The sequence below is a fragment of the Ensifer sp. 22521 genome (assembly GCF_052044795.1).
In the GTDB taxonomy this organism is placed as follows: Bacteria; Pseudomonadota; Alphaproteobacteria; order Rhizobiales; family Rhizobiaceae; genus Ensifer.
The window spans coordinates 111,701-130,460 of record NZ_JBQENM010000005.1; the positions used below are offsets into that span (position 1 = coordinate 111,701).

Genomic DNA, 18,760 nt, shown 5'->3' on the forward strand with positions numbered 1-18,760 from the left:
GCGGGTCTGACGCGGGCGCAGATGGATCAGACGATCGTCTGGTCCATCTCTGCCGCCGGCACCTCGTCGACACGGTGAATGCGCACCACCGTTGCCGGCACGCCCGCGACCGTGGTGCGCGGCGGCACGGACTTCAGTACGACGCTGCCGGCCGCGACCTTGCTGTAGGCTCCGACCTCGATATTGCCGAGGATCTTGGCGCCGGCGCCGATCATCACGCCTTGGCGGATTTTTGGATGCCGATCGCCGGTTTCCTTGCCGGTGCCGCCGAGCGTGACGTTCTGAAGGATCGAAACCTGGTCTTCGATCACGGAGGTCTCGCCGATGACGATGCCGGATCCATGGTCGAGCATCACCGCCTTGCCGATGCGGGCGGCCGGGTGGATATCGGGGCCGAAGACAAGCGAGGCGAGGCTCGAGAGCCAGTTGGCGATGTCCTCGCGGCCATCGGTCCAGAGCCGATGGGCGGCGCGATAGGTCTGCAGCGCCTGGAAGCCCTTGAGATTGAGGAGGACATGCAGCAGTCCCGGGCAGGCGGGATCACGTTCCATCACCGCCTGCAAGTCCGCTTCGGCAGCGCGCAGAGCTTCTGCATCGGCTTCGAAGACGTGCGAAAGCAGCTGCGCCAGCGATCGTTCGTCGACGCGGGCAACGGAAAGGCGGGAGGCGAGAACACCTGCGAGCACAGCCGCATCCGACCGCACCTCGGTGATCGGCCGCAGGGTTTGCTCCATGACCGGCTCGCGCATGGCGAGCGCCCGGGCTTCCGCACGGATGCGGTTCCAGACTTCGCCGTCCGCCAGAGGCACGACGGCCGAATCAGCATAGAGTGGAGCTTCTGCGCCTGCGGTCATTGTTTGCCTGTTATCCCGCGATATCGACGACACCGCAGTCGCCCTCGGCGGAGCCGAAGACGAGCTGCCGGCCGTCCTTGTTCCAGGCCATGGCGGTGATGGCGCCCTTGCCGGGTCGGCGCAGCAGCACTTCCTTGCTGTCGGCAAAGCGCGCGCCGAGGATCATGCCGTCCTGATAGCCGATCGCGACGATGTCTTCGGCTGGATGGCAGCAGACCGAGGTCACCATGATGTCGGCGCGGGTGCCGAGTTCCAGCGGCGCCTTGCCCATCGGGCCGTCCTTGCCCTGGAAGGGCCAGACAATCGCGGCCGGGGCGCCTGAGGAGGCGAGCCATTTGCCCTTGGCCGACCAGGAGACCGACTTCACCTTGGCCGGATAGCCGGTCATGCGCATGTGGCGGGCTTCCGCGCCGGGCTTGGCGTCGAGTTTCCAGCCGTGCAGCGCGTTTTCCTGCATCGTGGTGACGAGGAAGCGGCCATCGGGCGAGAAGGTGACGCCGGTGTGGGCGCCCTTCCATTCGAGGTCGATCGGCTGGCCCGATGTGCCGACCCAGTGCAACGACACGCCGTTGTAGCGGGCAGCGGCGATGCGCAAACCCTTCGGCGCGAAGGCAAGGCCCTCGACGGTGCGTTCCTCGGTAAATTCCTTCGTCGTCCCCTCCGCAAGACGCACATGCGTAGTCTTGCCATAGGCATAGGCGACGGCGCCTTGCGGGCCTGCCGCAACTTGCGCGATCCACTTGCGTGGCGCTTCGGCGACCAGCGAGGTGGTGCCGTCGGCGGCCGTACGCATGACCTTGCCGTCCTCGCCGCCGGTCAGCAGCGTGTCGTTGGCGTCGTCCACCACGAGCGACAGCAGGCCCTCGTGGACCTCCGTCGTCTTGTGGCCGAGGTTGAGGCGATGGATCGCACCGGTGGCTTCGGCGAAGAAGGGGACGCCTTTGAGAAAGGCCACGCCGACGACGTGACCTTCGAGATCGAGGGGAGCGACAGTCGGCATCAGTTCGGCTGCGCCTCGCAGGCTTTGAAGGTGCGCTCGAGCTTTTCACGATCGAGATCACGGCCGATGAAGACGAGACGGCTCTCCCGCTTTTCGCCATCCTTCCACGCCCGCTGATGATCGCCCTCGATGATCATGTGCACGCCCTGGACGACATAGCGCTCGGCGTCGCCGGCAAAGGCGATGATGCCCTTCAGGCGCAGGATGTTCGGGCCGTCCGTCTGGGTGATCTTCTGGATCCAGGGGAAGAAGCGATCCGGGTTCATTTCGCCGCCGCGCAGCGAGATCGACTGCACCGTCACGTCATGGATCGGCGAAGGCGCGTGATCGTGGTGGTGATGGTGGTCGTGATCGTGGTCATGATCATGGTGGTGGTGATCATGATGGTGATGGTCGTGATCGCAGTCCGGGCCGCAGGCGTGATCATGGTCATGATCGTCCTGGTCGAGGAAGTGCGGATCGTTTTCCAGCGCCCTTTCCAGGTTGAAGGCGCCCTGATCGAGGACCTTGGCAAGATCGATGTCGGAGCGCTGGGTGCGGTAGATGCGGGCCGACGGATTGATGACGCGCACGGTCGCTTCGATGCGCTCCAGTTCCTCAGGCGTGACCAAGTCGGTCTTGTTGAGAAGCACGACGTCGGCAAAGGCGATCTGGTCTTCGGCCTCGCGGCTGTCCTTTAGCCGCAGCGGCAGGTGCTTGGCATCGACCAGCGCAACGACCGCGTCGAGCTCGGTCTTGGCGCGCACGTCATCGTCCATGAAGAAGGTCTGGGCGACCGGCACCGGATCGGCAAGGCCGGTCGTCTCGACGATGATCGCGTCGAAGCGGCCGGGGCGGCGCATCAGGCCCTCGACCACGCGGATCAGGTCGCCGCGCACGGTGCAGCAGACGCAGCCGTTGTTCATCTCGTAGATTTCCTCGTCGGATTCCACGATCAGGTCGTTGTCGATGCCGATCTCGCCGAACTCGTTGACGATGACCGCGTATTTGCGACCATGGTTCTCGCTGAGGATGCGGTTCAAAAGCGTCGTCTTGCCGGCGCCGAGATAGCCGGTGAGCACAGTGACGGGGATCGGCTTCTGCGGGGATGTTTCGGTCATGGGAACCTCTAGGATTTCCGGATGCGGCGGGCAGGCATCCAAGTCGGGTTTCATATAGGAGATGCGGCGGCGATGCGCAAATGGCGCGGGCGATTTTGGCGGGCGCGGGCGGATCGCCTCAGCGGTCTGCGATAACCCTCCTTTCATCAAAATCGGAGAGAGTGCGCGGCAGATCCTAGGGGTGTGCAGGTGAAGACGATTTCCATCAACGGCCGGTTCCTGACCCAGCCGCTTACCGGCGTGCAGCGCTTTGCCCGTGAGATGACCCGAGCGCTGGATGCGCGCATCGCTTCCGGGCAGGTGCCGCATGCGCTGAAGGACGCGCGCTGGCGGCTGCTTACTCCGGGCAAGGCTGTCGACGATCTCGGGCTCAAGGCGATTTCGGTCGAGCCGTTCGGCTCCGGACCGGGCCATGTCTGGGAGCAGGGTGCGCTCTACTGGCGCGCGCGCCGCGATATGCTGATCGGCTTCGGCGGCAGCGGCCCGGTGCTGCACGGCGACCAGGTGGTGGTGATCCACGACGTCACCCTGTTTCGCCATCCGGCCTCGTTCGGGCGCGGCTACCGGCTGTTTCATGGGGCGCTCGGTTTCATCCTTGCAAGGCGAGCAAAGCTCGGCACCGTCTCGAACTTTTCGCGCCAGGAGCTTGCCGATGTCTTCCGCGTGTCGGCGACCGGCATCGACGTCATCTACAACGCGACGGATCACTTCGCGCGACTTCTGCCGGACGAGGGCGTCATCCAGCGGCTCGGGCTTGCCGATACGCCCTTCTTCCTGCTGGTCGGCACGCTGAAGCCCAACAAGAATGTCGAGTTTGCTGTGCGCGCTTTCGAGGCACTCGGTGCCGGCGACCACAAGCTCGTGGTCGTGGGTGGCACCGATCCGACCGTGTTCCGCGATATCGCGCCCACATCGAAGGGCAACCTGGTCTTTCCGGGTCGCCTGACCGACGAGGAGATCGCCGGGCTGCAGCGCCGCGCTGTCGCCTTCGTCTTTCCCAGCCTCTATGAAGGCTTCGGCATCCCGCCGCTGGAAGCAATGACGCAGGGGTGCCCGGTGCTCGCCGCCGACATCCCGCCGGTCCGCGAGGCCTGCGGCGATGCCGTTTGCTACTTCGATCCCTTGAAGACGGAGGCTTTGGTCGACGCGATGCGGACGATCTCCGCCGACGAGGCCCTTCGCCGAGATTTGCGGCGTTCCGGCTTTGACAATGCGAAGCGCTTTTCCTGGGACGGGAGTGCGGTCGTGCTGCTCAACATGCTGGCGGCGCAGCACACCTGATCCATTCCGCGCGACCTTGGAGCGTCAAAGGTCGAGAACCCGCATCGGATCCAGTCGACCCCGGACAAAATCACCAAATGCAATCAGATTGCCCTTGAGCCGACCGCGTCGATCGACGAGGCCTTGCGGTTTGAGGCTGCCGAGGATGTTGGCGGCGAAGTTGCCGCCCATGAGGCGAAGTGCCCATTTCAGTCCGACCGTGCCCTTGTTGCGCAGATAGAGCGGATTTGCGACCTGCGAGTAACCGAAGCGCAGGCCCGAGGTGCGGCCGCGCTTGTTGCCGAGGTGGACGCCGCGCAGCGCCGGCGATTTCACGATGCGCCCGTGCGCGGCCAGACGCCGGCAGAAATCGACATCCTCCTGCCAGCCATAGAGCGGCAGCCGCTCGTCGAAACGGGTGCGTTCGGCGGCAATCGCCGATACGCGGAAGGCCATGTTGCAGCCATAGGCGTTGAAGGCCGGCTGTGTGATATCGTGCGGGTGAGCGCCGGGATCCGTCTCGAGGATCGCCTTGGCATCGGCAATCGATATGCCCGTGCCATGAATGCCGTCGGCCAGAACCACGCCGGTTGCCACGACGAGATCAGCCTCGCGATCGAACAGCCTTTCAGCCTCGGTAAGAAAATCGCTGCGCGGCAGGAAATCGTCGTCGAAAAAGACGATCAGATCGGCCGTTGTCGCCTGGTCGAGGATGGCGTTGCGCTGTGCGCTGGAACCCTTGTTGCCCGCGACGATACGGGCCTTCAAGGGAAGCGAGCCGATTCTGGCTTCGTCGACGTCCTCCGGCGTGCTTGGGCAGATGACGACGGCGTCCGGTAGTCGCGTCTGCCGCGTCAGATGCAGCAGGGTTTCGGAAAGGACCTCGCGGCGGCCCGCGGTCGCTATGCCGACGACGATGTTCATGGGGCGCTCTCCGCTCTTTTCGGCGCGATCTTACCGGAAATTCGTGCAGTTTTTCTTAGCGCCTAGGCCGCGCCAGGTCTCGGCGACCGCATCATCAGCCGCAACTGGTTGAGCGAGAGCAGGCAGAGCAGACCGCCGACGACAATACCGGCACCGATCGTAACGTAGCTGGTTTCACCGGAGAGGGAGAAGGCCAGCACGGCCGCGCCAAGTCCGGCGGCGGCGAAGAGCACGGGTGGCCAGGAGAAATCGAAGGCGAGCGAGGATATCAGGCGAAGGCCGACCAGGGCGGCGAGGATTGCGCCGATGGCGCTGCCCCAGGCCAACGCCGCATCGTTCGCCCCAGCCAAGGCCAGGACTGCCAATGCTCCAAGGCTTAGAAGCACGCAGTCGGCTACGGCGAGCAGCAGGATCAACGCAAGGCGTTGCCTCAGGTGCAGCGGCGTCGGCAGCATGATCTGCGTCAGCGTGCGAACGAGCGAGAGGACGATGATGGCAGGCGCGGTTGCGAGGAAACCTTGCTGCAGGTCCGGGCTGATGACGAGCCAGGTGGCCGGGAGAAGTGCAGCGAAGATGCCGGCCGCCATCATCAGCGCAAAGCTCGTCAGCAGCGCGTAGTATTGGCCGAGTTGGCGGGGAAGAGCGGCGCGATCGTCGGTCCGGTCATGCGCGGCGACGATCTCCGGATATTGGATCGCCTGAAGGGCCGAAACGATGAGCACGAACGGGCGTTGCAGCAGGTCGAGCGCAAGCAGGGCGCCGGCAGCACCCGTCGCGCCGAGCGCGGAGGTGAAGATCGCTTTCAGGGCGAGCGGCGCGAACATGGCGGCAGTCGCCGCCCCGGCCGAGACGCTGCCATAGATGAGATGCTTGCGGATACGGGCATTGTCGAGCGCGGCGACAGGGCGCGTGTCGGCGCGGCGGGAAAGAAGGAATGCAAGCAGGCCATAGGCAACGTAACCGGAGAGCAGGCCCGCGACGGTCGACAGGAAGCTTGGCGAGATGAGTGCGCCGAGGAGCGTACCCGCGGCGAGAATGGTGGCGCGGGAGCCCTGCAGCACCGAGAAGGCGCGGAAATCCTGGCGAAAACGCAGCATGGTCAGATGCAGATCGCTGCCGCCTTGTGCGATCGAGACCAGGCCGCCGACAAGCGCCACGACCGGCGGCACGCCGAAGATCAAGGACACGCCCGCCGCGATCAGGCACAGCATGGCGCAGGCGAGGGCTTCGGTCAGGATCGCCCGCCGCTCCGCCGCTTCACTGTCCGCATCCGCCCCAGGGTAGAAACGCATGCAGGCGAAACGCACCCATTCGAAGGCGGCGATCGCCGCGAACTGGCAGATGGAGATGAACAGTGAGTAGCTGGCATAGTCGGCCGGCGCCAACCAGTGGGCGACGACGATCAGCAGGCCGAAGGCAATGACCGCCTGGTAGAAATAGGCGCCGAGCGCAATGATCTTCGCCATGGTTTCTCTGCCCTACGCCGCGCGCATTTGGGCATCTGATAGCGCAAAAGCACAAAGAAAGTGTTTGCCGGCGCGGCCTCAAGCCAGTTCGTCGGGGTCGAAATCCCTGACGTCGTCAAGGAGTTCGATAAACCCTCGGACGGCATGGGTGATCAAAATCTCACCCCGTGCCGCCGTGGCAACCGAGGCATTGCCGGCGACACCTTCGCCATTCAGGTCGCGCATCTTCCAGCCGAAGGCGTGGGGACCGTAAGCGCGCAGATGCTTGAAGCGTTCAGAAAATTCGCCTTGGCGGGACGCAAAGTTTGCGGCCTTGGCGATGTCGACCCTGTCCGGATGGAGCGCCAGCATCACCGATGTCTCGATGTCGCCGCCGTGAATGTCCAACGCCTTATCCTCCGGCTTAATCCATCCGTCCGGTTGGCCGAAGCGGGTCCAGCTCGTCGCGACGGCCAGCATTTTGAAGCGCACGCGCGCTTCGGTCGCGACGATCGTCATCAACGGCGAGTTGCCGCCATGGGCGTTCAGCATCACGAACTTGCGGATACCTTGGTTGTGAAGATCACCGGCAATGCCGAGCCAGCGCTCGACCGCCTCGCCATAGGCAAGGGTTCGGCTGCCGGCGACATCCATGTGCTCGATCGAATAACCGACCGGCTCGACCGGCAGAAACGTCACCGGCAGGTCGGCGGGCAGGGCCGCGATCGTGCGGGAGACGATACCCTCGGCAATCAGCGTGTCGGTTTCGAAGGGCAGATGGGGACCGTGCTGTTCATGGGCGCCGAGCGGCAGAACGGCGATCCAGTCACGGCGGGCGTCGGCCGGAAGGTCGGTCCGATTGTCCTGCCATCGCGGCTCAGGCATCGACATTTCTCTTCGATCCTCCACGTCAATTGTCGTAAAATTGTTATTTGAGTCATACAGTTCGTAATCGCAAGCTGTATTGTTATAAGTGTTCGACTCGGGGATTCGGCAGGAGGTCCAATGGGCAAGAAGAACAAGGCCGAAAAGAAAGGCAAGAACGGCAAGAAGAAGGACGAGTTCCTGACTGAGCCACACGATCTTGCCGCTATCCTTGTCCAGGCTGCGCGTTCCATGCGCACCGTACTCTCCCGCAATCTGCTTGAAAGTGGTCTTTACGCCGGACAGGACGGCGTAATGCTGGCGCTGGCCGAAGCCGACGGCATGACCGCTGGTGGGCTTGCCGCCAGGCTTGGGGTCAAGGCGCCGACCATGACCCGCACGATCGGGCGGATGGAGGCGCAGGGCTTCCTCGAGCGCCGTCCGGACGAGGACGATGCGCGGCTCACCAAGGTCTATCTTACTGAGCCCGGCCGCAACCGGCTGCAGATCATCGCCGAGGCGGGGCAGCATTCGGAAAAGCTCGCGACACGCGGCCTGACCGACAAGCAGGTGCGCACTTTGATGAAACTGCTGCGCGCCGTCGACAGTAATCTCCAGGCCGCACGGGCCGCCGACTGAGCCTTGTTCGCCGCATATTGCCGTGGCGATTTAAACAGTTTAAAAGGGATTTAAATTTATGGCACGCGTACGTCCGTTGGGATGTACGAAAAGTGCCGTGAGGCATGCTGCAAGAACCTCACTCGGATTGGATTGTGGGGCTGCGGCCGAGGGCGGAACAAGGCTACAGGGGGCATCGTGGCGCAAAAGGTCAAGCTTTCGACGATCGCGGAAACACTCGGTCTTTCGACGGCAACGGTATCCCTGGCTCTACGCGACAGTCCTTTGGTGGCGACCGTCACCCGCGATAAGATCAAGGAGCAGGCCCGCGCGCTCGGCTATATCTACAACCGCCGCGCCGCCAGTCTCAGAACATCCCGCTCCGGCATCATCGGCGTCGTCGTGCACGACATCATGAACCCGTTCTACGGGGAAATCCTCAAAGCCATCGAAGCGGAGCTCGACCGCGACAAGCAGACCTTCATTCTCTCCAACCACTACGATTCGGTCGACAAGCAGCGCGATTTCATCGAGACGCTGCTGCAGCTCGGCGGTGATGGCGTGATCATGTCGCCTGCGATCGGTACGCCGTTGGAGGACATCCAGCTTGCCGAGGACAACGGCATGCCGGCGATCCTGATCGCCCGTTCGATCGAGGGCGTGGACGTGCCGATCTTCCGCGGCGACGACGCCTACGGCATCTCGCTTGCCACCAACCACCTGATCGGCCTTGGCCATCGCTGCATCGCCATGGTCGGCGGCACCGATCAGACGTCGACCGGGCGCGACCGCTATCAGGGCTATGTCAACGCGTTGCGCAAGGCCAATATCGAGGTCGATCCGGAGCTGCGCATCCCCGGTCCCCGCACGAAACAGGGCGGCTTCGAGGCGGCGGTGCATCTGCTCTCCCTGCCGCAGAAGCCGACGGCAGTCGTCTGCTGGAACGACCTGGTGGCGATCGGCATGATGAACGGCATCGCCCGCGCCGGCCTGGTGCCCGGCGTCGATATCTCTGTCACCGGCTACGACGACCTTGAAGAGGCGTCGATCGCCACGCCGGCGCTGACCACCGTCTGGAATGGCCAGGCCGACGTCGGCCGCAGTGCGGCCCGCGCGCTGCTCGACAAGCTTTCCGGCAGCCACGAACCCGACGGTATCCATCTGATCAAGCCGGAAATGCGCATCCGCCAATCAACGGGCCCGTTGCGCGTCATCGCCTGAGATCTCCCTCCCGACAGGAGCTGCCCATGTCTGTGAACCGCACGCCCGTTCTCGTGCCCGGAAAGATCAATCAACGGGTCATCGATCGACTGGTCGGGCAATTCGAAGTCGTCAGGATCGAGAGCGCCGATCCGGCATTGGTGACGCCGGATATGCAGGACGTGAAAGCGGTTGCCGTAGCCGGCCGGCTGCCCGGTGCCCTCATGGATGTCCTGCCGCAGCTCGAGATCATCGCCAATTTCGGCGTCGGCTATGACGGCGTCGAGGTCGCACATGCCGCCGCCAAGGGCATTGCCGTCAGCAACACACCGGATGTTCTGACCGAAGAGGTGGCCGACACGGCGGTTGGTCTTCTGCTGAATACACTCCGGCAATTGCCTCAGGCAGAACGATGGCTGCGCCAGGGACGCTGGAGCCGCGAGGGCGCGTTTCCTCTGTCGCCGCTGTCCCTGCGCGGCCGAAGCGTCGGTCTTTACGGCCTCGGTCGCATCGGGCTTTCGATCGCCAGGCGGCTGGAAGCCTTCGGGGTGTCGATCGCCTATCACACGCGTAGCCCGCGCGAAGGCCTGCCCTATGCCTACCATCCGACGCTCGTCGGCCTCGCGGCGGCGGTCGATACGCTCATTGTCATCGTGCCCGGCACCGAGGCGACGCGCCATACGGTGAATGCGGAGGTTCTCGTGGCACTCGGCGGAAACGGCGTGCTGATCAATGTCGGCCGCGGCTCGACCGTCGACGAACCGGCGCTGATCGCGGCGCTTCAGAGCGGGGTGATTGCCGGTGCGGGCCTCGACGTTTTCGAGAACGAGCCGCAGGTGCCGGACGCGCTGATGGCGCTGCCGAACGTGTCGCTCCTGCCGCATGTGGCCTCGGCCTCGGTGGTCACACGCAACGCCATGGCCGATCTCGTCGTCGACAATATCGCAGCCTGGCTTGCGACCGGAAGTGCCCTGACACCGGTGCCGGAAACGCCGTTCAGCCGACGCGTGATTTGACACCCGGCGTCGTTGCCTCAGGCGGCGATGCGGAAGCCGTGATGTCAGGCGGCCATGCGGCCGGCGGCATAAGTCCGCACCGCGTCGCCGAAGGCCCTGAACAGGCTGGCCGAGGGGGTGTCGGTGCGCACCCAGTATTCCGGATGCCATTGTACGCCGACGGCAAAGGCCTTGGCGCCGATCACCGAAACCGCTTCGATCGTGCCGTCGTCAGCCACCGCTTCGACAGCCAGGCGCGGAGCAGCGGCGCCGATCGCCTGTCGGTGCAACGAGTTGACGCGGATGCGGCCGGCGCCAAGCACGGGCGCGAGGCAGCTCCCTTCCTTGACGATGACGTCCTGGCGGATGCCATAGGCAACGTCGAGTTCCTTCACGTCAGGCTTGCGGTGATCCCAGATCCCCGGCTGATCCTGGATTTCGCTCGCCAGCGTGCCGCCGAGTGCGACGTTCAGTTCCTGGATGCCACGGCAGATGGCAAACAACGGCACACCGCGCTCGATCGCGCGCCGGATCAGGGGCAGGCTGGTCGCATCGCGGCCGGGATCGAAAGGTCCGTCACTGTCCTTGGCCTCGCGGCCATAGAGCGAGGGATGAACATTGGAGCGGGCGCCGCTTGCAAGCACGCCGTCGACGCGGTCGAGGATTTCGTCAATGTCGTTGCCGGTTTCGAGCGCCGGGATGAGGAAGGGCATAACGCCGGCGCCTTCGACGGCGGCGCGCACATATTGATGGGCAACGACATGCCAGACATTGCCGTCGAATTCGCGGAAATCGCAGGGGATGGCAACGACAGGTTTCGACATCATCAGGCTCCGTAATACGCTTAAGAAAAGCCTTGCCTTCAGATGCTGATGAAAGTCAACTGAGAACGTAGTGAGCGTGATCACCGCGCTGATCCAAGGCGGATCGGTAGCGAACACGAACTAAAAACGGCAGGAAATCGCAGGTAATTCTTTAAGATCGAGTAACCATCGCGCACGCAAATTCTGGATCGTCCGCCAGCATCGCTGAATTGTCGAAGTTGCAGTCGGGCCTTTTGTGTCGTGGATACCTATGTTTGGTTGCAGAAACCGAGTACTGTTCAGCGCGGTTCGCACTATTGAGTTGAACTCTTGGGTCTTGCCGGCACGGCCCTGTGGTTATTCTGGGATTCGGTACTTTTTTCGGGGCGTTAGACGAAATCATTCGTTAAGTCATCACCCCTAACAATCCGGTAAACCGGAGCTTGGTTCATGATGCGACTTGGACAGAGCGCTCTTCCGACTGACGTGTATCTGTCATCCGTGAGCTCGCTCTACGAACATCGCAAGACGTTGCTGATCGGCATGTTGTCGCATGTCGTGACGTTTCTGCTCGTCTATCTCAAGACCAGTGATCCGCTTTATCTCGCCTGCTCCGGCGTGATCTTCGTGCTCTGGGCGCTGCGCAATGTCGATATGGCGCGGTTCGACCGGCAGGATTTCTCCAATGCCGACCGGGCGATGGTCCGCAAATGGGAGAACCGCTATATCGTCGGCGGTGTCAGCGTCACGCTCACCTGCGGCATCGCTTGCGGTTATGCCATTGCCGTCAGTCAGGATTCCTTTTCAGAGCTTGCGACCATATCGGTGACGCTGGCCTCGATGATCTCGCTCGTTGGGCGCAACTACGGCTCGGAGCGGGCCGTGCTTCTCCTGTCCTCGTCCGCATGCCTGCCGATCGTGATCGGCCTGATGACGCTGCAGGACGTGTTCATGCTGGCGCTTGCCTTCCTCATCCTGCCGTTCATCCTTTCCACCTGGATGATGGCCAACAATGTGCGCGCCTTTCTCTATGAGAATGTTTTGGCGGCGCGCGAGATCGCGACGATTGCCGGCCAGTTCGACGCGGCGCTCAACAATATGACGCATGGCTTGTTCATGCTGGATGGCGACGGCCGCGTGGTGGTGGCCAATGAGCGTGCCAGCGAGTTGCTGGCGCTTGGCGACAGGACCGAACTCAAGGATTGGCTGCTCGATGACGTGATCCGGCGCGGCGCGCGGCGCATGCGGCTCGATGCCGAAAAGACCAAGGCGATCTCGCGTCAGCTCGATCTTCTGCTCAAGGGCAAGCGCCCGCAGGTATTGATCCCGGTCAGCGAGGAACTGCACCTCGAGTTTTCCGCCAGCCGCCGCGACAATGGCGATATCGTGCTGATCTTCGAGGACGTGACGGCACGCGTACAGGCGGACAAGCAGATTCTGCACATGGTGCGCTTCGACAAGCTGACCGAGCTGCCGAGCCGCGACTACTTCGGAGAGCTGGTTGTGGCCGCCGCAAGCGGCGACGAGAAGGAGGACCGGCTCGTCGGCCTGATGGTCCTCGACGTCACCGAGTTCAAGCATGTCAACGACATGCGCGGCCACATCGTCGGCGACAAGCTGCTGCAGGCGATCGCCGGCCGGTTGAAGGCGCTCGCCGGTGATGATGCGATCGCGGCGCGGCTGATGGGCGACGAGTTTGTCGTGTTCTTTCCGAACAGGGCTGACGTGGCCGATCTGGAAGAGCGGATGCGGGGGCTGCACACGGAACTGCGCGGCACCTATGTTGCCAGCGGCTTCACCTTCAACATGACCATGAGCGCGGGCTTCGTCATCGCGTCGAACGTGGATCTAAAACTCGAAGACCTGCAGATCAAGGCGGATCTCGCGCTTTCGGAAACCAAGCTGCGCAACCGCGGCGGCTGCACTGCGTTCGAAGTCGAGATGGACGCCCGCTATGTCGACCGCCAGAAGCTCAAGGCGGATTTGCGCGAGGCGATCAATGCGCGCAGCCTGACGCTTTCCTACCAGCCGATGTTCGCGCCGAGCGGCGGCCGGGTCGAATGCTGCGAAGCGCTGGCCCGCTGGACGCATCCGGAGCGCGGGCCGGTGCCGCCGAACGTGTTCATTCAGCTCGCCGAGGAACTGGGGCTGGTCACGGAGATCACGCGTTTCGTGCTCGACCATGCATGCCGGGATTGCATGGACTGGCCGAGCGATGTGTCCGTCTCCGTCAACCTCTCGGTGCTCGATCTACGCAGCAGCGAAATCGTCACGATGGTCACGGATGCGCTTCAGGCAACCGGCCTCGATGCTTCGCGGCTGCATCTGGAGGTCACCGAAAGCTGCCTGATGGACGAGCCGCTCAAGGTGCAGGCGATCCTGCGCGAGCTGCGGGGTCTCGGCATCACCATTGCCATCGACGATTTCGGCACCGGATACTCCAGCCTCAGTTATCTCGATGCCCTGCCGGTAGACATCATCAAGATCGATCGGTCCTTCGTGCGCAACATCCGTGAGGATTCGCGCCGCTTCAAGCTCCTGCGCGGGACGGCAAATCTTGCCCGTGCCCTCGGCCTGCGCATCGTCGTCGAAGGCGTCGAGACGACGGATCAGTTGCAGCTCATCACCGAGCATAATTGTGCCGATTTGATACAGGGCTTCGTCTTCGCCGCCCCCATGCCAGCTTCTGCTATTGCAACGCTTTGCAAGAACGGTGTGCCAAAACGAGGCACTAAACCCAGCAGCAAGCGCATCGCCTGACGCTGCGACCCCAAATTCCGTTCCGTTTTGATGCTGCGCATTCGGCAGCAAGCCCTTGATTAGTTGGGGTAAATTCATCCCGATTTGGTGCGTTTTGCTCCAAATCAACCGAATTAATTTACGAATTTTTAGGGTTAACAAAAAGTTAACAGTGAACTGTTCCGTTTTGCGGTTGCCGCCCCATTTTCCGTCAATAGGTTAACGATTTGTTAACCATGAGGTCTGGAATATGGGTGAGACGATTCACCAGGCGGAGCCTGGGCGTTTTTCTGAAAAGCTGATGCAATTGCTCGATCGTGTCGAATATCGGCGGGTCGAAACCGGCGAGGACATGGAGGACATCGCGCGGCTGCGTTACAAGTCCTACAAGTCCGTCAATCTGATGGAATTGACGGGCTCCACGCTGATCGACGATCTCGACTTCGACAGCCACGCCTATGTCTTCGGCATCTATCTCGATGAGAGCCTCGTCAGCACCGTGCGCGTACATCACGTAACGCCGGAGCACCGCGCCAGTACATCGGGCCTGATCTTCGGCTCCGAGATCGACGCGTTCCTCGATGCCGGCATGGTGCTCGTCGATCCGGGCCGATTGGCCGTCGACCCTGATGTCATCGGTGACGATATGCGGGCGCTTCCCTACCTCACGCTCCGCCCGGTCGCCATGGCCTGCGAATACTTTTCCGCCGACCGTTGCCTGACGGCCTGCCGGCCGCGCCACACCGCCTTCTACAAGCGCATTTTCGCCTCCGAGACCGTGGTCGCCAAGCGCGATAACCTGGGGGTCTACAATGCCGATGGCGCCCTGCTCGTGGCGCAGGTGAGGGGGCAGCGGCCCTCGATCCTCGACCGCTACCCGATTTTCGATTCGGAGCCTTTCGAACGCCGCATGATGTTTGCCGATCGCAGCGAGGTGCCGTTCGCCCCGCTGACGATCCTGCCGACCGCGCGCATGGCGCAAACCGGTTATGGACGTTCTTATCGAACCTCCGTCTTCCGCTAGCAGTCTTCGATGTCGACATCAGATGGTGAGGCGCGCCCGTGCGCGCCACCCTTGCTGCCGGCCGCGACATATCGCCCCATCAGGTACTGCTAAAGGACGGGTTTTCGTTGCACCCGGCCTAAGCATTGTGTAAGGGCAGCTATAAGGGTTTTCGCGACTTTTCGCGGGAGCCATGCTTCGATTAGGAGCGGCGGCGATCAAGGGTCGCGCCGTGGCATTCAGGGAGAATTTGAACGATGGCTGAGCATCATTCTGGACCGGTCGATGTGGGCGCTTCGATGGATTATCCGGAGCACGAGAAGACCTATCTCATGTTCCTGAGCGCATCGAAGTACGGCACGCTGTTTTGCGTGGCCCTGTTGATTGCCATGGCTGCCGCATTCTTCACGACGATGGGCTTCTTCTCCTCGCTCGTGCTCTTCATTCTGCTCAACGTCGCAGGTTTCTTCTTCCTGCGCTAATCAGCGTCATCGGACCGATTGCCGAGGGGCTTGACGTTTCCTCGGCAACCGGGCGCGAGCCCGGACGAAGGTGCATGCCGTCGACTGGAGGCGTCGACGCTGCGCAGCACTTCAAAATGCTACAGCGACCTTTGTGCAGCCAATAGGGTGTGCAGTGCTGTAGAGCCTAGAGATCTCCACGCCCGGGCATTCACTGCAATGGGACGTGTTTCCTCACTGCGTGAGGGGGGAGTGGAATGCAGACCCGCGATGCCGAGCACGGTTCGGCGTCGATCGGCGCCGGACCGCCTGCGGTTCGAACACCTGAGGTGTCTGTTTCCAGAATATATGTGCCTGGCACCCCAGTGCCTGGCATATGGGGGCGTGCAGGCTCGATTGGCCGCACGCTTTGCAGTCGGAGAGAATGCCCGCATTCCGGCCTTGGCTCGATTGCGGCCAAGGAGGGGGATTTGTGAGCGAGATTGTCTTTGTCGCCAAGGAAACGGACCCGAACGAGGGTCGCGTTGCCGCATCACCGGACACCGTGAAGAAACTGAAAAGCCTCGGCTTCGACGTCGTCATCGAGGCGGGCGCCGGGTTTTTGTCGCGCATTCCGGACGCTGAGTTCGAAAAGGTCGGGGCCCGGATCGGGACGATCGCCGACGCCAAGACGGCCGATGTCGTGCTGAAAGTGCGCCGGCCGACGACCGCCGAAATCGGCGGCTACAAGTCGGGCGCTATCGTGCTCGCCATCATGGATCCCTATGGCAACGAGGCGGCGATCGCCGAGATGGCGAATGGCGGGCTTACCGCCTTCGCGATGGAACTGATGCCGCGTATCACCCGCGCGCAGTCGATGGACGTGCTGTCGAGCCAGGCGAACCTCGCCGGTTACCAGGCCGTGATCGACGCTGCCTGCGAATATGATCGGGCGTTGCCGATGATGATGACCGCGGCCGGGACGGTTCCTGCCGCCAAGGTCTTCGTCATGGGCGCGGGCGTTGCCGGCCTGCAGGCAATCGCGACGGCCCGCCGTCTCGGCGCCGTGGTCTCGGCAACGGACGTGCGTCCGGCGGCCAAGGAACAGGTCGCGTCGCTCGGCGCCAAGTTCATCGCCGTCGAGGACGAGGAATTCAAGGCGGCCGAAACGGCCGGCGGCTACGCCAAGGAGATGTCTAAGGAGTATCAGGCCAAGCAGGCCGCACTCGTTGCCGAGCATATCGCCAAGCAGGACATCGTCATCACCACTGCACTCATCCCCGGCCGTCCGGCGCCGCGGCTCGTCACCCGTGACATGCTGAAAAGCATGAAGCCCGGTTCGATCGCGGTCGATCTTGCGGTCGAACGCGGCGGCAACGTCGAGGGTGCTGAGCCCGGCAAGGTCGCCGAGGTCGAGGGCGTCAAGGTCATCGGCCATCTCAACGTGCCGGGCCGCATCGCGGCCTCCGCGTCCGGTCTCTACGCCAAGAACCTCGTCACCTTCCTGGAAACGATGGTGTCCAAGGAAACCAAGGCACTCGCGCTCAACATGGAGGACGAACTCGTCAAGGCGACGGCGCTCACCCATGGTGGTGAGGTCGTGCATCCGAACTTCGGCGCCAGTAAGGGGGACAAGTGATGGCGAATGAACTTCTCGACAAGGCGCTCGCCGATCTCGACCGGGCGGTGGAAGCGGTCCGCACCGCTGCCGAATACGTGCCGGACGCGGCTGGTGCTGTCGCCCATGGCGCGACCGGCGGCGCGATCGATCCTTTCGTCTTCCGGCTGGCGATCTTCGTGCTGGCGATCTTCGTCGGCTATTACGTGGTCTGGTCGGTGACCCCGGCGCTGCACACGCCGCTGATGGCGGTCACCAACGCGATTTCCTCGGTCATCGTCGTCGGTGCTCTGCTTGCCGTCGGCATCTCGGCCTCTGGGCTTGCCACCGGCTTCGGCTTCGTGGCGCTGGTGCTTGCCGCCGTCAACATCTTCGGCGGCTTCCTCGTCACCCAGCGCATGCTCGCCATGTACAAGAAAAAAGACAAGTGAGGCCGGCCCGATGAACGCTAACTTCGCAGCCTTCCTCTATCTCGTCTCCGGCGTCCTGTTCGTCATGGCGCTACGCGGCCTTTCGCATCCGACCACCAGCCGCAAGGGCAATACCTACGGCATGGTCGGCATGGGCATTGCCATCGTCACGACGTTGCTTTTGGCAAAGCCCAGCTTTGGTGGCCTGATGCTGATCGTGCTTGGCCTTGCCATCGGCGGCGGCGCCGGTGCTGTCATTGCCCGTCGCATCGCCATGACCTCGATGCCGCAGCTCGTTGCCGCCTTCCACTCGCTGGTCGGTCTTGCCGCCGTCATGGTGGCGGCTGCCGCCATGTACGCGCCGGAAAGCTTCGGCATCGGCACCCTCGGCGACATCCACGCCCAGGCACTGGTCGAAATGTCGCTCGGTGTTGCCATCGGCGCGATCACCTTTACCGGTTCGGTCATCGCCTTCCTGAAGCTCGACGGGCGCATGTCCGGCAAGCCGATTATGCTTGCGGGACGCCACGCCATCAATGCGGGTCTGGCAATCGCGCTGGTCGTGCTGGTGGTCATGCTCGTGCTGACGCAGAGCACCACGGTGTTCTGGCTGATCGTCGCGCTGTCGCTCATACTCGGCGTGCTGATCATCATCCCGATCGGCGGCGCCGACATGCCGGTGGTCGTGTCGATGCTCAACTCCTATTCGGGTTGGGCCGCAGCCGGCATCGGCTTCACGCTCGGCAACCTGGCGCTGATCATCACCGGGGCGCTCGTCGGCTCCTCCGGTGCGATCCTCTCCTACATCATGTGCAAGGGCATGAACCGCTCGTTCATCTCGGTCATCCTCGGCGGCTTCGGCGGCGAGACCGCGGCGGCCGTCAGCGACGATGGCATTCAGCGCACGGTCAAGCAGGGCTCTGCCGACGATGCGGCCTTCCTGATGGCGAACGCCTCCAAGGTGATTATCGTGCCGGGCTACGGCATGGCCGTTGCCCAGGCACAGCATGCGCTGCGCGAAATGGGCGACCAGCTGAAGGCCGCGGGCGTTGAGGTCAAGTACGCGATCCATCCGGTCGCGGGCCGCATGCCCGGCCACATGAACGTGCTGCTCGCGGAAGCGAACGTGCCCTATGACGAAGTGTTCGAGCTCGAGGACATCAACTCCGAGTTCGCTCAGGCCGATGTCGCCTATGTCATCGGCGCCAATGACGTCACCAATCCGGCCGCGCGTGACGACAAGTCCTCGCCGATCTACGGCATGCCGATCCTCGACGTCGACAAGGCCAAGACCTGCCTTTTCGTCAAGCGTTCGCTCGGCTCCGGCTATGCCGGCATCGACAACACGCTGTTCTACAAGGACGGCACGATGATGCTGCTCGGCGACGCCAAGAAGGTGACGGAAGATATCGTCAAGGCGCTGCACGCTTAACGCTGTTCGCATCGATCGACAATGAAACGCCCGCCTTTCGGCGGGCGTTTTGCGT

17 protein-coding genes are annotated in these 18,760 nt (G+C 63.0%); 10 read left to right on the forward strand and 7 right to left on the reverse strand.

Annotated features, from left to right (window positions below; translation table 11 throughout):
• Nucleotides 1–26 precede the first annotated feature (26 nt).
• From cysE to ACTJKE_RS08495, 3 genes are read right to left on the reverse strand one after another with little or no spacing between them, the layout of a single operon-like run.
• Complete coding sequence (cysE, locus tag ACTJKE_RS08485; protein ID WP_440691706.1) at nt 27–854, reverse strand: serine O-acetyltransferase; 828 nt, start codon at nt 852–854, stop codon at nt 27–29.
• Between the two features lie 10 nt (nt 855–864).
• A complete protein-coding gene (locus ACTJKE_RS08490; RefSeq protein WP_058326855.1) occupies nt 865–1,854 on the reverse strand; it encodes a WD40 repeat domain-containing protein in 990 nt (329 codons plus the stop codon).
• On the reverse strand, nt 1,854–2,954 hold the full coding sequence (locus ACTJKE_RS08495) for a CobW family GTP-binding protein (protein WP_440691708.1): 1,101 nt from the start codon (nt 2,952–2,954) through the stop codon (nt 1,854–1,856). Before ACTJKE_RS08495 ends, ACTJKE_RS08490 begins: the two co-directional genes overlap by 1 nt.
• A 189-nt stretch (nt 2,955–3,143) precedes the next feature.
• Here ACTJKE_RS08495 and ACTJKE_RS08500 point away from each other — a divergent pair, with 189 nt between their 5' ends.
• On the forward strand, nt 3,144–4,235 hold the full coding sequence (locus tag ACTJKE_RS08500; RefSeq protein ID WP_440691710.1) for a glycosyltransferase family 4 protein: 1,092 nt from the start codon (nt 3,144–3,146) through the stop codon (nt 4,233–4,235).
• 24 nt (nt 4,236–4,259) lie between these two features.
• On the opposite strand, the gene ACTJKE_RS08505 is transcribed toward ACTJKE_RS08500, so the two are convergent.
• The 3 genes from ACTJKE_RS08505 to ACTJKE_RS08515 form a co-directional block, all read right to left on the reverse strand.
• On the reverse strand, nt 4,260–5,138 hold the full coding sequence (locus tag ACTJKE_RS08505) for a glycosyltransferase family 2 protein (RefSeq protein ID WP_440691712.1): 879 nt from the start codon (nt 5,136–5,138) through the stop codon (nt 4,260–4,262).
• Between the two features lie 62 nt (nt 5,139–5,200).
• Entirely contained in the window at nt 5,201–6,604 is a 1,404-nt protein-coding gene (locus ACTJKE_RS08510; protein WP_440691714.1) for a hypothetical protein, read from the reverse strand.
• A gap of 78 nt (nt 6,605–6,682) precedes the next feature.
• Nucleotides 6,683–7,474 carry a creatininase family protein gene (locus ACTJKE_RS08515; RefSeq protein ID WP_440691716.1) on the reverse strand — a complete coding sequence of 264 codons (792 nt, stop codon included), beginning with the start codon at nt 7,472–7,474 and terminating at the stop codon, nt 6,683–6,685.
• A gap of 114 nt (nt 7,475–7,588) precedes the next feature.
• Between ACTJKE_RS08515 and ACTJKE_RS08520 the strand changes: the two genes are divergently transcribed.
• The 3 genes from ACTJKE_RS08520 to ACTJKE_RS08530 all read left to right on the forward strand — a co-directional run bounded on the left by ACTJKE_RS08520 (nt 7,589) and on the right by ACTJKE_RS08530 (nt 10,281).
• Entirely contained in the window at nt 7,589–8,086 is a 498-nt protein-coding gene (locus tag ACTJKE_RS08520) for a MarR family winged helix-turn-helix transcriptional regulator (protein WP_440691718.1), read from the forward strand.
• Nucleotides 8,087–8,263: 177 nt separating this feature from the next.
• Nucleotides 8,264–9,286: a LacI family DNA-binding transcriptional regulator gene (locus ACTJKE_RS08525; RefSeq protein ID WP_057254582.1), complete on the forward strand. Its 1,023-nt coding sequence runs from the start codon at nt 8,264–8,266 to the stop codon at nt 9,284–9,286.
• Between the two features lie 26 nt (nt 9,287–9,312).
• Nucleotides 9,313–10,281 (forward strand): 2-hydroxyacid dehydrogenase, encoded by a 969-nt coding sequence (locus tag ACTJKE_RS08530; protein WP_440691720.1) that lies wholly within the window; start codon nt 9,313–9,315, stop codon nt 10,279–10,281.
• Nucleotides 10,282–10,325: 44 nt separating this feature from the next.
• Here the strand turns inward: ACTJKE_RS08530 and ACTJKE_RS08535 are convergent, their stop codons facing one another.
• Entirely contained in the window at nt 10,326–11,084 is a 759-nt protein-coding gene (locus ACTJKE_RS08535) for a gamma-glutamyl-gamma-aminobutyrate hydrolase family protein (protein WP_110880168.1), read from the reverse strand.
• 429 nt (nt 11,085–11,513) lie between these two features.
• Between ACTJKE_RS08535 and ACTJKE_RS08540 the strand changes: the two genes are divergently transcribed.
• The 6 genes from ACTJKE_RS08540 to ACTJKE_RS08565 all read left to right on the forward strand — a co-directional run bounded on the left by ACTJKE_RS08540 (nt 11,514) and on the right by ACTJKE_RS08565 (nt 18,705).
• The gene (locus ACTJKE_RS08540; RefSeq protein WP_057254583.1) at nt 11,514–13,823 is read left to right on the forward strand and encodes a putative bifunctional diguanylate cyclase/phosphodiesterase; all 2,310 of its coding nucleotides are present in this window, start codon (nt 11,514–11,516) and stop codon (nt 13,821–13,823) included.
• Nucleotides 13,824–14,052: 229 nt separating this feature from the next.
• Entirely contained in the window at nt 14,053–14,826 is a 774-nt protein-coding gene (locus ACTJKE_RS08545) for an N-acyl amino acid synthase FeeM domain-containing protein (protein ID WP_057254584.1), read from the forward strand.
• Nucleotides 14,827–15,062: 236 nt separating this feature from the next.
• A complete protein-coding gene (locus ACTJKE_RS08550) occupies nt 15,063–15,287 on the forward strand; it encodes an aa3-type cytochrome c oxidase subunit IV (RefSeq protein ID WP_057254585.1) in 225 nt (74 codons plus the stop codon).
• A 451-nt stretch (nt 15,288–15,738) separates the two neighbouring features.
• On the forward strand, nt 15,739–16,884 hold the full coding sequence (locus ACTJKE_RS08555) for a Re/Si-specific NAD(P)(+) transhydrogenase subunit alpha (RefSeq protein WP_440691723.1): 1,146 nt from the start codon (nt 15,739–15,741) through the stop codon (nt 16,882–16,884).
• Nucleotides 16,884–17,294 (forward strand): NAD(P) transhydrogenase subunit alpha, encoded by a 411-nt coding sequence (locus ACTJKE_RS08560; RefSeq protein ID WP_057254587.1) that lies wholly within the window; start codon nt 16,884–16,886, stop codon nt 17,292–17,294. Before ACTJKE_RS08555 ends, ACTJKE_RS08560 begins: the two co-directional genes overlap by 1 nt.
• Nucleotides 17,295–17,304: 10 nt before the next feature.
• On the forward strand, nt 17,305–18,705 hold the full coding sequence (locus ACTJKE_RS08565) for an NAD(P)(+) transhydrogenase (Re/Si-specific) subunit beta (RefSeq protein ID WP_058325252.1): 1,401 nt from the start codon (nt 17,305–17,307) through the stop codon (nt 18,703–18,705).
• The last annotated feature ends 55 nt before the right edge of the window (nt 18,706–18,760 follow it).

Bases quoted from the DNA above. Each gene is read 5' to 3' on its own strand.
- ACTJKE_RS08535 (WP_110880168.1), bottom strand. From the start codon at position 11,084: ATGTCGAAACCTGTCGTTGCCATCCCCTGCGATTTCCGCGAATTCGAC.
- ACTJKE_RS08490 (WP_058326855.1), bottom strand. From the start codon at position 1,854: ATGCCGACTGTCGCTCCCCTCGATCTCGAAGGTCACGTCGTCGGCGTG.
- ACTJKE_RS08495 (WP_440691708.1), bottom strand. From the start codon at position 2,954: ATGACCGAAACATCCCCGCAGAAGCCGATCCCCGTCACTGTGCTCACC.
- ACTJKE_RS08510 (WP_440691714.1), bottom strand. From the start codon at position 6,604: ATGGCGAAGATCATTGCGCTCGGCGCCTATTTCTACCAGGCGGTCATT.
- ACTJKE_RS08550 (WP_057254585.1), top strand. From the start codon at position 15,063: ATGGCTGAGCATCATTCTGGACCGGTCGATGTGGGCGCTTCGATGGAT.
- ACTJKE_RS08530 (WP_440691720.1), top strand. From the start codon at position 9,313: ATGTCTGTGAACCGCACGCCCGTTCTCGTGCCCGGAAAGATCAATCAA.
- ACTJKE_RS08545 (WP_057254584.1), top strand. From the start codon at position 14,053: ATGGGTGAGACGATTCACCAGGCGGAGCCTGGGCGTTTTTCTGAAAAG.
- ACTJKE_RS08505 (WP_440691712.1), bottom strand. From the start codon at position 5,138: ATGAACATCGTCGTCGGCATAGCGACCGCGGGCCGCCGCGAGGTCCTT.
- ACTJKE_RS08520 (WP_440691718.1), top strand. From the start codon at position 7,589: ATGGGCAAGAAGAACAAGGCCGAAAAGAAAGGCAAGAACGGCAAGAAG.
- ACTJKE_RS08560 (WP_057254587.1), top strand. From the start codon at position 16,884: ATGGCGAATGAACTTCTCGACAAGGCGCTCGCCGATCTCGACCGGGCG.
- ACTJKE_RS08540 (WP_057254583.1), top strand. From the start codon at position 11,514: ATGATGCGACTTGGACAGAGCGCTCTTCCGACTGACGTGTATCTGTCA.
- cysE (WP_440691706.1), bottom strand. From the start codon at position 854: ATGACCGCAGGCGCAGAAGCTCCACTCTATGCTGATTCGGCCGTCGTG.
- ACTJKE_RS08515 (WP_440691716.1), bottom strand. From the start codon at position 7,474: ATGTCGATGCCTGAGCCGCGATGGCAGGACAATCGGACCGACCTTCCG.
- ACTJKE_RS08565 (WP_058325252.1), top strand. From the start codon at position 17,305: ATGAACGCTAACTTCGCAGCCTTCCTCTATCTCGTCTCCGGCGTCCTG.